Here is a 13,030-nt window from a genome sequence, read left to right as displayed (position 1 = left end):
TTCTCAAATTCACATACTGTTCAAATTCTTTTTCTATTTTTGGAAGGAATCGATTCTGATAAAAAGAATTTGTTCCCTCAATTTTGCAGAACGTACGGGCATAAATTCTCCCAAACTTCGTTCTCCACCCTCTCAAAAACCCTCTTTTTTCCCAGAATATTTGACAAAATAGCATAAGGATTATCCTAAATTTTAGATTTATATCCAATATAGCAGATTATTTGTTGACTATAACGAGAAGACTCTCTCTTTTAGTAAAAAATTTCTAAAAAGGAGGATTTAGGTGATGCAAACGATTACTCGAATAACGGCAGGAGTTATTTTTATCTGTACTTTTAGCTTTGGCTTACTCTCGCAAGAACCCAAAAAGGAAAAATCGAGAACCGAGTCCACACCGGTCTTAAATCTGGATCCGCCTTCGGATGTGAAATACGAAGAACAACCGAACGATGGAAAGGGAATTCCCGAAATCCAACAGGAACTAGCAAAGGAAGAACCGTATAAAAGTCCGTACAAAGGAAAACTACCCGGTGAATTTATGAAGTCCATGCTCCTTTCGCCGGAACACCAGGACGCGGTGAGAAAGGTGGATCGACTTTGGTTGGGGGATATTTTCCGCGTCGGATTTCAGGTTCGTCCTCGTTTCGATTACAGCCACAACGCCGATTTTGATAAGCGAACTCAGGACGATAGAAACTTCGCGACTCAGAACTCTCAGGTCTCGTTTATCATCGATCCGAACCAGTATGTCGCCGCCAAGGTGACGATTCAAGATGTTCGAGTTTGGGGGGGCGAGCAATCCCGTAAGGACGGCCAACTCGGTTATCTCGGTCTTTCCAACTCGGCGGGCGCGGAACTCAGTTCGGCGCCGACGGCTACGAACTCCGTTAGCATTAAGAACAACACGGACCTCAGAGAGGGTTTTATTCAATTGAAGAATTTCGCGGACGGTTTTGAAGTCTTTCTCGGGAGACAAATCTTCGGATTCGGCGATAACCGATACGTGGGCGGACGAAACGACGGTCAAACGGGAAACTCGTTCGACGGCGCAAGAGTGAAATACTCCTCCAAGTATTTCAACTCGGAGGCGTTCACTTCCATCATAGCGGAAGATTCCAACGCAGGTAGCGGTAACAACACTGCAAACGGCGTCAAACGGGGAACCGTTAACGATACGTATCTTTCCGGTTTATACAACACGATCAAGTTCGAAGACTTCCTCGTGGATCTCTACTACTTCAACATCGATAAGAAATGGGAACAAGGCCCCGCCCCGACTACGAGTTTGGACAGAACCAGACAAAGGGACGACTTAAACACGGTGGGATTTCGCTTAACAAACAGGACGGAAAACAACCGCCTGCCGAAAACCAAAGCTTGGGACTGGACTCTGGAAGCGTCTTGGCAATACGGATTCAACGGTCAAAGAGTCAACGCCGGTTGGGACACCCTCAAACAAACAGTGGACGGAAATCCTAAATCGCAGAGAATTTATACGGAAAACGTGGAATACGACGCGAAGTATTTCATCGCTCAGACCGGCTATACTTTCTTTGATCGCTTTCGTGTAGGTCTTCAATACTCGATCGGATCGGGAGATCCGAATCGTACGGACAATAAGGTTGCGACGTACGACGCTTCGTTCGCGACAAGATCGGGGGGATTCCCCTACTTCGACTCCGGAAACGGGATCGTAAACGCGACATTCTGGTCGAACACGAGAACCAAATCCGTCCATTTGATGTATAACTCTCCGAATTACGGAAGATTCATCTTCGTGGCTTACGATATTCAAAAAGCTTCCGAAAACGACGCTTGGTATTCCTCCGGCGGAACGGCTAACACTGGTTTGACGACCGAGAACTCGACAGGCTCCGCGTTCGGCGGTTACAAACTCGGAGAGCGCGGCGGAAAACGTCTGTTCTACGAATTCGACCTGATCTACCAATTCTATCTCAAAGACTACGTATCCATCTGGACGGGCGGCTCTTATCTATTAGCGGGAGATTCCGTCAGAAACGCGAGAGTGAATCCTTGGGCTCCGAACGTAAACGATCGATACACGTTGGACAACAAGTCCTACAGCTTCTTCCTGTTCGTTCAGTTCGCGATGTAATTTAAATTTAGAAGTTAGGAAACCAGTATGAAAACAAAAATTTTTAAAACAACGTCGATCGTATTTCTCGCGATGACGGCAAATCTAGGGCTCTTTGCAAAAGACGTAAATCTCCTGAACGTATCGTACGATCCGACCAGGGAGTTATACGCGGAGTACAACAAACTTTTCGCAAACTACTGGAAATCAAAAACCGGCGACGAAGTGAGAATCAACCAGTCCCACGGCGGAAGCGGTAAACAAGCAAGATCCGTGATTGACGGATTGGAAGCGGATATCGTGACTTTGGCCCTCGCATACGACATAGACATCATCGCATCGAAGGGATTGATCGCAAGAGATTGGTTGAAAAGTCTTCCGAACAACAGTACGCCTTACACGTCTACGATCGTATTCGTGGTGCGGAAAGGAAACCCGAAGAACGTCAAAGACTGGGACGACCTAGTTCGCAATAAGGTAAGCGTAATCACTCCGAATCCGAAAACGAGCGGAGGAGCGCGTTGGAATTATCTCGCGGCTTGGGCTTTCGCACAGAAGAAGTTCAACAACGACACGAATAAGGTGCAGGACTTTATCAAAACCTTATATAAGAACGTTCCCGTTCTCGACTCGGGCGCGAGAGGCTCCAGCAACACGTTCGCACAAAACGGGATCGGGGACGTTCTTCTCGCGTGGGAAAACGAATCCTTTTTGATCCTCGAAGAATTCGGAAAGGACAAGTTTGAAGTCGTAATTCCATCCTTGAGCATTCTCGCGGAGCCTCCCGTAGCGATCGTGGAAAAGAACGCGGAAAAACACGGAACGTTGGAAACCGCCAAAGCTTATCTCAAATCCCTCTACTCCGAAGCGGCGCAGGAGATCATCGCAAAACACGGTTATCGGCCGAGAAACCCCGCCGTATTAAAGCGACATGAGAACAAGTTTCCTAAACTGGAACTCATCACCGTGGACGGACATTTCGGCGGATGGCATAAGGCACAAAAGGATCATTTTGCCGACGGAGCCTCCTTCGACCAACTCTACGTAAAATAAAAAACGCGGGCAAAGAATGGAGAATATCCCGCGTCAACGCGGGGTATTCTTTCGATTTCCGTATTTTAAAATTGAGGAACGTTTCGTTGTAAGAGTTCCCACACTTTCAAAAGAATCCAAGACTTGCGGCCGAATTCGCTACAAAATTCTTTACTTTCAAACAAGATCTTAAAATATTGGATCAAATTATCTAATAAATTAGATTTTTGTTCACTTTGTTGTAAGACACCCGCAGGAAGGCCCGGGATGAAAACCATCACTTCAAGAATTCAACTCACATCGATCGCGCTATTTTTCTTTGTATTTTCCCTGTATGGCGAAACGAAACTCTTAAACGTGTCGTACGATCCTACTCGCGAACTTTATACGCAGATCAACAAACTCTTTGCGGCTCAATGGAAAAAACAAACCGGAGAAGATCTTACCGTCAATCAATCCCACGGCGGAAGCGGCAAACAAGCGAGAGCCGTGATCGACGGATTGGAAGCGGACGTCGTAACCCTTGCCCTTGCGCACGACATCGAAGCGATCGCGGAAAAAGGAAAACTTCTTTCCACCGATTGGGAGAAACTTCTTCCGCATCAAAGTTCTCCTTATACTTCCACGATCGTATTTTTGGTGCGAAAGGGAAATCCGAAGAACATCAAGGATTGGGACGATCTTACAAAGCCCGGAATCGGAGTAATTACTCCGAACCCGAAAACGGGAGGCGGCGCGCGCTGGAATTATCTCGCTGCATGGGGATTTGCTAAAGCGAAATACGGCTCCGAGGAAAAAGCGAAGGAGTTCGTCAAAAATCTATATAAGAACGTTCTTGTATTGGATTCGGGAGCGAGAGGTTCCTTGACTACGTTCGTTCAAAGAGGAATCGGAGACGTGTTGATCTCTTGGGAAAACGAAGCTCACCTTGCCATCCAGGAAACAGCCAAAAACTCGAACGGTTCCGTCGAAATCGTATTTCCTTCGGTAAGCATTTTAGCCGAGCCTTCGGTTGCGGTCGTAACGAAGAACGCCGAAAAACACAAAACGCTCAAAGTCGCGGAGAGTTATCTCAAATATCTTTATTCACCGGAAGCGCAGGAAGTGATCGCCAAGAATTACTACCGCCCCACCGATGCGAAGGTCGCATCCAAATATAAAAGTCTATTCAAGAATTTGAAACTGTTTACCATCAGAGACGTCGCGGGTTCATGGAAGAACGCGCAGGAAAAACATTTCGCGGACGGAGCGATCTTCGATCAGATCACCTCCAAGTAAGACGTTTACGGAAGAATATCTACAAAGGATTAAAGAGAAGAACATTGAACTTCAGAACCAAACCTTACGGCAAAACGACCTTCGGAATCACGTTAGGTCTTACGGTCACCTATTTGAGTTTGATCGTAATCATTCCGTTAGGCGCACTCTTTCTGAAAAGTTCGGGGATCGGCTGGGAAGGATTTTGGAAACTTCTCACGAACGAAAGAATTTTGGCGGCGCTTTATTTGAGTTTTGGAGCGGGGGCGGTCGCTGCGATCATCAATCTATTGATCGGATTTTTGTTTGCCTGGGTGTTGGTCCGGTACGATTTTCCCGGTAAATCGCTTTTGGATTCTCTCGTCGATCTTCCGTTCACGCTACCCACGGCCGTGGCAGGGATCGCGCTAACTACGATCTACACCCAGAACGGAATCATCGGAAAACTGTTCGTCCCTTTCGATATCAGAATCGCCTACACTCCGATTGGAATCGTAATCGCGCTCGTATTCATCGGATTTCCCTTCGTCGTAAGAACGGTTCAACCCGTATTGGAGGAATTCCCCAAAGAACTCGAAGAATCCGCGTATTGTCTCGGAGCCAATCGCTGGCAGATTTTCAGAAGAGTGATATTCCCCGAACTCGTTCCGCCTTTGATCACCGGCGCAGCAATGGCCTTTGCGAGAGGAATCGGAGAATACGGTTCGGTCGTTTTTATATCGGGAAACCTACCGGGTAAAACGGAAATTCTCCCATTATTGATCGTAACAAAACTCGAACAATATCAATACGAAGAAGCCACGGGAATCGCGTTCATTATGCTGGTAATCTCCTTTAGTATATTATTAGGTATCAATATACTTCAAACGGTTTCCGCAAGGAGAAATGGATGAGACAGGAGTCCTTACTCGTTCGAAGCATTCTGATCGGAACGGTTTTTTTACTAACCGGATTGATTCTACTTCTTCCCATCTACACCGTGTTTCACGAAGCCTTTTCGAAAGGATGGGCGGCGTATTTGGAGGGAATCCAAGAACCCGATACGATCTCGGCGCTCAAACTCACGCTTTTGGTCGTATCCATCGCGGTTCCTTTGAATACGATTTTCGGAATCGTATCCGCAATTTCGATCACACGTTTTGAATTTCCCGGGAAAAGCTGGCTTTTGACGATCATCGACTCGCCGTTTTCGGTTTCGCCCGTGATCTCGGGTTTGATCTTTATTCTTTTATTCGGAAGACAAGGTTGGTTCGGACCTTGGCTTGAGGAAGCAGATATCAAGATCGTATTCAACACTCCGGGACTCGTCATCGCGACGATCTTCATCACTCTCCCTTTCGTTGCGAGAGAACTCATACCTTTACTTGAATCGACCGGAATCGAAGAGGAAGAAGCGGGACTTCTTCTCGGTGCGTCACCGCTTAAAGTATTCTTCAAGATCGTGGCGCCCGGAATCAAATACGGATTATTATACGGCATCATTCTTTGCAACGCGAGAGCCATGGGAGAATTCGGCGCCGTTTCCGTTCTATCGGGTCATATCCGGGGACAGACGAACACTCTTCCGCTGCAGATCGAAGTCTTATACAACGAATACAATTCCGTAGCCGCGTTTTCGGCCGCGTCCCTGCTCGTATTTTTATCCTTAATCACATTGATCGCGAAACAGATCCTGGAAAGAAAGATCAAGATCGGCAAAAAGGAAGATTCGCTTCAAGAGGAGGCATAGTCATGGCAATCGAAGTTAAGAATATTATAAAACGCTTTGGTAATTTTACCGCGATCGACAATCTTTCTTTGGAGGTTCCCTCCGGAGAATTGGTCGCGCTGCTCGGTCCATCCGGCTCGGGAAAGACGACCCTGCTCCGTATCATCGCGGGACTCGAGGACGCGGACGAAGGTCAAGTCATCTTTGAAGGACTGGAAGTCGGTAAAAAGAACGCGAAGGACCGCGGAGTCGGTTTCGTATTTCAGCACTACGCTCTTTTCAGGCACATGACGATTTTTGAAAACGTCGCATTCGGACTCGAAGTTCGGAAACGTTCCGAAAGACCGAACAAGGAAGCGATCCGCGAAAAAGTGATGAGCCTCTTAAAACTCGTCCAACTCGAGAATTTTCACGGCCGTTATCCTTCCGAACTTTCGGGCGGACAAAGACAAAGGATAGCACTCGCAAGAGCCCTCGCGATCGAACCTCGTTTTTTACTGTTAGACGAACCCTTCGGAGCCTTGGACGCAAAAGTCAGAAAGGAACTTCGCAACTGGCTTCGACGTCTTCACGACGAAATTCATATTACGAGCGTATTCGTAACACACGATCAGGAAGAAGCTCTCGAAGTTTCGGACAAGGTAGTGATCTTGAAAGCCGGCAAGATAGAACAAGTCGGAACGCCGGATGAAGTCTACAATCATCCTAAGAATTCCTTTGTGTTTCACTTTTTGGGTGACGTGAATCTCTTTCACGGAAGGGTACAAGGCGGACAAACGCATCTCGGAGAAATCAAGGTCGATACCCCGGAGCACTCCGAAATTGAAAACGCATCCGCAGTCGGTTATGTTCGTCCGTACGACGTCGAAATTCTGAAAAGCCCGATCGAAGGTCAAACAATCCCGGCGGAGATTCAGTACATCCACTCGACCGGAAGAACGGTTAAGATCGATCTCAAACGTTTGGATACGGGAACGATTTTGGAATCACAGCTCAACTCTTCCGAGTTTGAAGCGTTGAATCTGCTTCCAGGTGAAACCGTTTATATTCGGTTTAAAAAAGTCAAAGTCTACGTGGAAGATTATACGATCTGATTTAGGAAAATCGGAACGCGCTTTTTGTTAGTCGGAACAATCGTCAGAAACTTTTTGATTCGACTTTCATCGGTTTAAACAAGCGCCGCCGGTTTCTTGATTCGAGTTTCGTGTGTCTGGAAAATCGTTTGGGACGTTTCGATTCGAGTTTCGTCTATCGGAACAAACTTCACGGATTTTTTTAAACGGACAAGACGATCTATTTTTTAAACGAAGAATTCTTTGTCTTATTCGCTTTATCCTTTTCCTTCCGCATAGGACGGGTAATCCCGTTTTCGATCGAAAGAGAATCCGCTCCGAAATAGGAATAATCCTCCGGATCGTGTGATACGACTACGACCGGAACTTGAAACAACCTTTGAATTTTTTTGAGTTCTTCCTTCATCTTTTCTTTGAGTTCCAGATTCAAAGCGGCAAAGGGTTCGTCGAGTAGAAGGAGTTCCGGCTTTCCGATGAGCGCGCGCGCCAAGGCAACTCTCTGTTTTTGTCCTCCGGAAAGGTATCTAGGATAACTGCCGGCGATATTTTGTATTTCAAAAATTTCTAATATATCATCCACGAGAATCCGATCCGATTCAGGCAAGCCGAACGAAAAAAGATCCTTTAAGGGAAACTCCAAATTCTTGCGAACCGTAAGATGAGGAAAGAGAGAATAACTCTGAGGCAGATAGCCGATCTTTCTTTCTTGGCTGGGAAGATCGATCCGTTTTTCCGAATCAAAAAACAACGTTTCTCCGAGAAGAATTCTTCCCCGATCGGGTTTGATCAAACCGGCAAGAACCTTAAGCGTCAGCGTTTTACCCGCGCCCGAAGGACCGTAAATAAACAGGAAATCCTGGATAAAACGGAAATCCAAGTCCAAAAAAAAGGATCTTTTGCGATCGATTAAAGTTTTTTGAATATTTACGGTTAGGGACACTAAGGTTTTCCGAATCGATATTTCTGAAAGATTTTCTTGGCTTCTTTCGACGTTAAAAATTCGACGAATCGTTTCGCTTCGTTCCCATTGGAACTTTTCGCAACGACGATCGCCGGATAAAGAATCGGCTTCGTTTTGAGATTCGCGACCGCAACCTTTACTCGATCTTGAAATAGAACCGCATCGGTTCTATAAACAAAACCGGCGTCCACTTCTCCCCTGGAAACGTAATCCAAAACCTGTCTTACGTTTTCACCGGGAATCCATTTTTTTTCAAGCGCCGCGTCCCATCCCTCTTGTTCCAAAACTTCTTTCGCGTATTTTCCCGCCGGAACGATCGCGGGATTTCCGAAGGAAATTTTCCGGACGGTTTCGTTTTTAAGATCGCTCACCTTTTTTAGATTCAACTTAGAATCGATCGGCGCGATCAACACGAGGGAATTACTTACGAAATTTTTTCTCGTAGCGGGATCGAATAGATTCTTAACCAGACCTTTATCGACATTCTCCTGATCCGCGGAAGCGAATACGTCCGCCGGTGCACCGTTTTCGATCTGTTGAAGCAAAACTCCGGAAGCCGCAAAATTGAAGGACACTTTAATTCCTTCCTTCTTTTCGAATTCCTTTCCGATTGAAGTAAAAACTTGCGTCAAACTCGATGCGGCGGAAACCAAAAGAACCTTTTCTTCGCCGAATATCGGCGAAAGCTGCAAAACAAATACGAGAAGCGCCGGAATCTTGATTCCTTTCATATCAGTATTTCCTTATATTCTAAATTACCAATGTGATTTCCGAAAGATCCGCGTAGATACCGTCAAAATCAGGACGGACAAAATCGAAGTCAGAATCACCAGATGGAACGCGACCTGGTCGTTTCCCGATTGAACCGCGTCGTAAATCGCAAGCGAAAGGGTTTGCGTTCGTTTGGGAATGTTTCCCGCTATCATCAACGTGGCTCCGAATTCTCCCATCCCGCGCGCGTATGCGAGCATTGCGCCCGCAAGAATTCCTCTCCAAGATAAAGGAAGAATCACTTCCCAAAAGATGGCGAAGTTTCCCTTCCCCAAGGTTTTTGCCGTGTCCTCGTAATCCGGGTCCAGATCTTCCAAAGACGAGAGTGCGGATCTATAGACGAGAGGAAACGAAACGATGATGGAAGCGATCACCGCGCCCGACCAATGAAACAGTACGCTGAATCGAAACGATTCCAAAAGAAAGGAACCGATGACCCCGTTTCTTCCGAATAACACCAAAAGATAATATCCTAACACGGTTGGAGGCAAAACGAGAGGAAGAGTCAAGACCGCGTCCAAAAATTCCTTCCCGAAAAACCGGAACCTGGAAAGGAGATACGCGGCGATCACACCGAGAATCGTGGCGATCAATGTCGAAAACAAACTCACGCTCAAAGTCAGCGCGATCGGATATCGAATCGTTTCCCATTCCAACTCGGTCATGCACGGATATTACTTCGGGAAAGTCTTCGAGGTCAACCAAAGAAGAATCGATTCCTTCCAGGAAACGAATTCTTTTCAGCGAACCGAACGTTTATCCTGCGACGGAGAAAGCGCTTGTCATTCTTCCTTGTTCCTCTACGGACAGAGGCTTGGGAAAAAACGAATCGATGAACTTTAAATTTTTCTTTTCTTGTTAAGGGCTGCGTGTTTTCTAAAAGGAACTTATGAATTCTAAAATCGCGGAAATCAGAACGAGTTATACTTTATCCTCTTTGGACATCGAAGACGCCGGAAACGATCCGGTTTTATTTTTTCAAAAATGGTTTCAAGAAGCCGTTTTATCGGAGGTCGCGGAAGTCAACGCCATGACCCTTGCAACCGCTTCCAAGGACGGAAGACCTGACGCAAGAACGGTGTTGCTCAAAGGAATCACGAACGATTCGTTCGTCTTTTACACGAACTACGAGAGTAGAAAGGGGAAAGAAATGGATGAGAATCCTCGTGCGTGTCTCGTATTTTTCTGGTCCGAACTCGAACGCCAAGTCCGTATCGAAGGTAGCGTCAGCAAGGTTTCAAGGGAAGAATCGGAAGAATACTTTCATTCCAGACCGAGAGAATCCCAAATCGGAGCGGCGACTTCTCCGCAAAGCGAAGAAATTCCGGATCGTAAATTCTTAGAGGAACGTTATCAAAAACTTATTTCCAAATACGAGGGGAAAGAAATCGATCTTCCCAGTAACTGGGGAGGTTATGCCGTCCATCCGGAAAGGATCGAATTCTGGCAAGGTCGCTCCAGCCGTTTGCACGACCGGATCGTTTTTGAAAAAAAGTCCGATTCTTCTTGGAGAAAATTCAGAATCGCTCCCTAATTCGCGACCCATAGAGAGCGAATTAGCCAATCGGTAGCGGAGTGTCAAACCGATGGCTCACAACGAAGTTGGGAAATCTTCGCGACCCATAGAGAGCGAATTAGCCGATCGGTAGCGGAGCGTCAAACCGATGGCTCACAACGAAGTTGGGAAATCTTCGCGACCCATAGAGAGCGAATTAGCCGATCGGTAGCGAAGCGTCAAACCGATGGCTCACAACGAAGTTGGGAAATCTTCGCGATCCATAGAGACTCCGGCTTTCTCAGTCCGATATCTCTGCCGTTCCTTTCTCTTTCGTGTCGAATTCGGAACGTTTTCGAGGAAAAAACGGGTCGATCCAGGTGTTGAATTCAATAAGTTTTCGATCGGGAGATTCGCTTTGAAACAGATAGTTCGATTCATTCTCATATTCTCGTTGATATCCGCTTTAGCGTGTGGCAAAGGCGAAGAATCCAAAAACAGTTCCTCCGCTCCTCCGAGCGAGGTGATGAGCAGATCCGTCGGCTCTGCGGATATGAAAAAATCCGCGCCGATGCCCGAAGCGGAAAAGAAAGAAGCGGCCGATGCGGACGATTCGCAGAGTTTTTTCGCTTCGGATAAAGCGGAGAATCAACTCGGTAAAGTTTTCGCACCCGCAGTTTCCGCCGGCAATGAAAGGCTTCTTGAATACAACATTCAACTTGCGTATCAATGTTCCGATCTGATCCAAACGAGAAAGGAACTTTTGGATTTTATCTCGAAATACGGTTACTTGGAAAGCAGTTCCGCTTCGAATTCGACTTCTCCGTATATGAGCGCACGAGTTCATGTTCGTTCGGCGAAACTCTACGAAGCTTTATTAGAACTCGATAAATTAGGAACACTCCTTTCGGAGGACATCTCCACGATCGATCACACGGAAGGGATGGTTTGGCAAAAACGGAAGATGACCCGTGAAAAGATCCGTCTTTCCAGAAGAAACAACGCGAACAGTCAGATCGCAGCAAGCTCCAAGAACTGGGAGGCGATCGAAGAATCCATCGCAAGCAGCGAAGACGAACTCGATCTCGCGGAACACGAAACCTGGAAGATCAAGGACCGCGTAATGTGGGCAACGATCGCAGTCAGTTACAGCCTTCCGACCGCTCCCGATAAGATCGAAGTTCCCGCATATAAGAACGCGTTCGTCGGTCTCTTGAATGCGTTCCTACAACTTACATATTATTTGATTTGGTGGTTGCCGTTCTTGATCATCGGCGGGGTTGCCGTATATTACGCGGGCGTCGCCTATCAGGCGATTCAAAAGAAACTCCGAAAGTAAGAAGGAAAAGGCGCCCGTTTTATTCAAAGTCTTGTCGGAGTTCCGGCAAGACTTCGATTTCGATTCGTCTCAGCCCAAACCGAGAATATGACCGAGTTTCAACTTCTTGGTCATCAAGTAACCGTGGTTATCCGAACCCGGTTGAATTTCGATCGGGACGCGTTCAACAACTTCCAAACCGTAACCGTCCAACCCGACGATCTTGCGCGGGTTGTTGGTGAGAATCTTCATTTTACCGATGCCAATATCTCTTAAGATCTGAGCGCCGATTCCGTAGTCGCGTAGATCGGGAGCGAATCCGAGTTTCTCGTTCGCTTCGACCGTATCATATCCTTTATCTTGAATATTATAAGCTTTTAATTTATTGATAAGACCGATTCCTCTTCCTTCCTGTCTCATATAAAGAAGAACGCCCTTTCCTTCTTTGGAAATCATTTCCAAAGCGGAATGAAGCTGAGGGCCGCAATCGCAGCGATTGCTCGAAAAAATATCTCCCGTAAGACATTCGCTGTGAACACGAACCATAACGGTTTCGTCCTTTTTGATATCGCCCTTGATCAGAGCGACGTGAATCTTGTCGTCGATCATCGTAGAATAGGCGCGAATCGTAAAATCGCCGTATTCAGTGGGAAGTTTGGATTCCACTTCGAGACGGATCAGATTCTCCTTCGCTCTTCTGTAGCGAATCAGATCTTCGATCGTATAAATATTGAGTCCGTGTTTTTGAGCGAACTTTTCCAGATCCGGAAGACGAGCCATAGTTCCGTCGTCGTTCATGATTTCGCAGATCACACCCGCAGAATATAAGCCGGCGAGTTTGGATAAGTCCACTGCGGCTTCCGTATGTCCCGCTCTTCTCAAAACTCCGCCCGGAACCGCCTGCAAAGGAAACAAATGTCCGGGACGCATCAAATCTCCCGACACTGTCTTTTCATCCAGAAGCGCCTGCACGGTGATCGCTCTGTCTTGAGCGGAAATCCCCGTCGATGTTCCGTGTTTCGCGTCGACAGAAACCGTAAACGCGGTTCCGTGTTTGTCGCCCAAAGAATAATCATCCACCATTCGATTGAGTCCGAGTTTTTTCAGACGCTCGGCTTCCATAGGCATACAAATCAACCCTCGGCCGAACGTAGCCATAAAGTTGATTTTTTCCTTGTCCGCAAATTCGGCCGCAACTACGAGATCTCCCTCGTTTTCGCGGTCTTCCGAATCCACAAGAATGATCATTCTTCCGGATTTGATTTCTTCGATTGCATTCTCAATGGGCTGGATCATAGTTCTGCTCTATTCTTACCATCT

12 protein-coding genes are annotated in these 13,030 nt (G+C 46.7%); 8 read left to right on the top strand and 4 right to left on the bottom strand.

Translation table 11 applies throughout. The features are described from left to right. The first annotated feature begins 286 nt into the window (after positions 1–286). From LFX17_RS06430 to LFX17_RS06405, 6 genes are all read left to right on the top strand, one after another. Positions 287–2,116, top strand: coding sequence for an alginate export family protein (locus tag LFX17_RS06430; protein WP_238729510.1), 1,830 nt, complete (start codon positions 287–289; stop codon positions 2,114–2,116). 27 nt (positions 2,117–2,143) lie between these two features. Next, positions 2,144–3,148 (top strand): sulfate ABC transporter substrate-binding protein, encoded by a 1,005-nt coding sequence (locus LFX17_RS06425; protein WP_238729509.1) that lies wholly within the window; start codon positions 2,144–2,146, stop codon positions 3,146–3,148. Between the two features lie 246 nt (positions 3,149–3,394). Continuing rightward, positions 3,395–4,405: a sulfate ABC transporter substrate-binding protein gene (locus LFX17_RS06420; RefSeq protein ID WP_238729508.1), complete on the top strand. Its 1,011-nt coding sequence runs from the start codon at positions 3,395–3,397 to the stop codon at positions 4,403–4,405. A 17-nt stretch (positions 4,406–4,422) separates the two neighbouring features. After that, positions 4,423–5,277, top strand: a complete 855-nt coding sequence (cysT, locus tag LFX17_RS06415) for a sulfate ABC transporter permease subunit CysT (RefSeq protein WP_238731527.1) — start codon at positions 4,423–4,425, stop codon at positions 5,275–5,277. Continuing rightward, entirely contained in the window at positions 5,274–6,113 is an 840-nt protein-coding gene (gene cysW, locus LFX17_RS06410) for a sulfate ABC transporter permease subunit CysW (RefSeq protein ID WP_238729507.1), read from the top strand. The genes cysT and cysW overlap by 4 nt, the downstream gene beginning before the upstream one ends. A 2-nt stretch (positions 6,114–6,115) precedes the next feature. Beyond that, positions 6,116–7,186: a sulfate/molybdate ABC transporter ATP-binding protein gene (locus LFX17_RS06405; protein WP_238745719.1), complete on the top strand. Its 1,071-nt coding sequence runs from the start codon at positions 6,116–6,118 to the stop codon at positions 7,184–7,186. Positions 7,187–7,385: 199 nt separating this feature from the next. Here LFX17_RS06405 and LFX17_RS06400 read toward each other — a convergent pair whose 3' ends face one another. Genes LFX17_RS06400 through modB form a run of 3 tightly spaced genes read right to left on the bottom strand, consistent with a single transcriptional unit; the run spans position 7,386 to position 9,562 of the window. Then, on the bottom strand, positions 7,386–8,105 hold the full coding sequence (locus LFX17_RS06400; RefSeq protein ID WP_238745717.1) for an ATP-binding cassette domain-containing protein: 720 nt from the start codon (positions 8,103–8,105) through the stop codon (positions 7,386–7,388). Beyond that, on the bottom strand, positions 8,105–8,857 hold the full coding sequence (gene modA, locus LFX17_RS06395; RefSeq protein WP_238745715.1) for a molybdate ABC transporter substrate-binding protein: 753 nt from the start codon (positions 8,855–8,857) through the stop codon (positions 8,105–8,107). The genes LFX17_RS06400 and modA overlap by 1 nt, the downstream gene beginning before the upstream one ends. Before the next feature lie 24 nt (positions 8,858–8,881). Next, the gene (gene modB / locus LFX17_RS06390; protein ID WP_238745713.1) at positions 8,882–9,562 is read right to left on the bottom strand and encodes a molybdate ABC transporter permease subunit; all 681 of its coding nucleotides are present in this window, start codon (positions 9,560–9,562) and stop codon (positions 8,882–8,884) included. A 224-nt stretch (positions 9,563–9,786) separates the two neighbouring features. Here modB and pdxH point away from each other — a divergent pair, with 224 nt between their 5' ends. Both pdxH and LFX17_RS06380 read left to right on the top strand, forming a co-directional pair. Next, on the top strand, positions 9,787–10,431 hold the full coding sequence (gene pdxH / locus LFX17_RS06385; RefSeq protein ID WP_238745706.1) for a pyridoxamine 5'-phosphate oxidase: 645 nt from the start codon (positions 9,787–9,789) through the stop codon (positions 10,429–10,431). A gap of 379 nt (positions 10,432–10,810) precedes the next feature. Then, complete coding sequence (locus tag LFX17_RS06380; RefSeq protein WP_238745704.1) at positions 10,811–11,731, top strand: DUF4349 domain-containing protein; 921 nt, start codon at positions 10,811–10,813, stop codon at positions 11,729–11,731. Between the two features lie 69 nt (positions 11,732–11,800). Here the strand turns inward: LFX17_RS06380 and LFX17_RS06375 are convergent, their stop codons facing one another. Further along, the gene (locus LFX17_RS06375; protein WP_238729500.1) at positions 11,801–13,006 is read right to left on the bottom strand and encodes a bifunctional 3,4-dihydroxy-2-butanone-4-phosphate synthase/GTP cyclohydrolase II; all 1,206 of its coding nucleotides are present in this window, start codon (positions 13,004–13,006) and stop codon (positions 11,801–11,803) included. Positions 13,007–13,030: the final 24 nt, after the last annotated feature.

Source organism: Leptospira sanjuanensis (assembly GCF_022267375.1).
Taxonomy (GTDB): Bacteria; Spirochaetota; Leptospiria; order Leptospirales; family Leptospiraceae; genus Leptospira; species Leptospira sanjuanensis.
Note: the sequence above shows the minus strand (reverse complement) of the source record. Positions and strands in the feature narration are given on the sequence as shown.

Bases quoted from the DNA above. Each gene is read 5' to 3' on its own strand.
- pdxH (WP_238745706.1), top strand. From the start codon at position 9,787: ATGAATTCTAAAATCGCGGAAATCAGAACGAGTTATACTTTATCCTCT.
- modB (WP_238745713.1), bottom strand. From the start codon at position 9,562: ATGACCGAGTTGGAATGGGAAACGATTCGATATCCGATCGCGCTGACT.
- LFX17_RS06405 (WP_238745719.1), top strand. From the start codon at position 6,116: ATGGCAATCGAAGTTAAGAATATTATAAAACGCTTTGGTAATTTTACC.
- LFX17_RS06375 (WP_238729500.1), bottom strand. From the start codon at position 13,006: ATGATCCAGCCCATTGAGAATGCAATCGAAGAAATCAAATCCGGAAGA.
- LFX17_RS06430 (WP_238729510.1), top strand. From the start codon at position 287: ATGCAAACGATTACTCGAATAACGGCAGGAGTTATTTTTATCTGTACT.
- modA (WP_238745715.1), bottom strand. From the start codon at position 8,857: ATGAAAGGAATCAAGATTCCGGCGCTTCTCGTATTTGTTTTGCAGCTT.
- LFX17_RS06420 (WP_238729508.1), top strand. From the start codon at position 3,395: ATGAAAACCATCACTTCAAGAATTCAACTCACATCGATCGCGCTATTT.
- LFX17_RS06425 (WP_238729509.1), top strand. From the start codon at position 2,144: ATGAAAACAAAAATTTTTAAAACAACGTCGATCGTATTTCTCGCGATG.
- cysW (WP_238729507.1), top strand. From the start codon at position 5,274: ATGAGACAGGAGTCCTTACTCGTTCGAAGCATTCTGATCGGAACGGTT.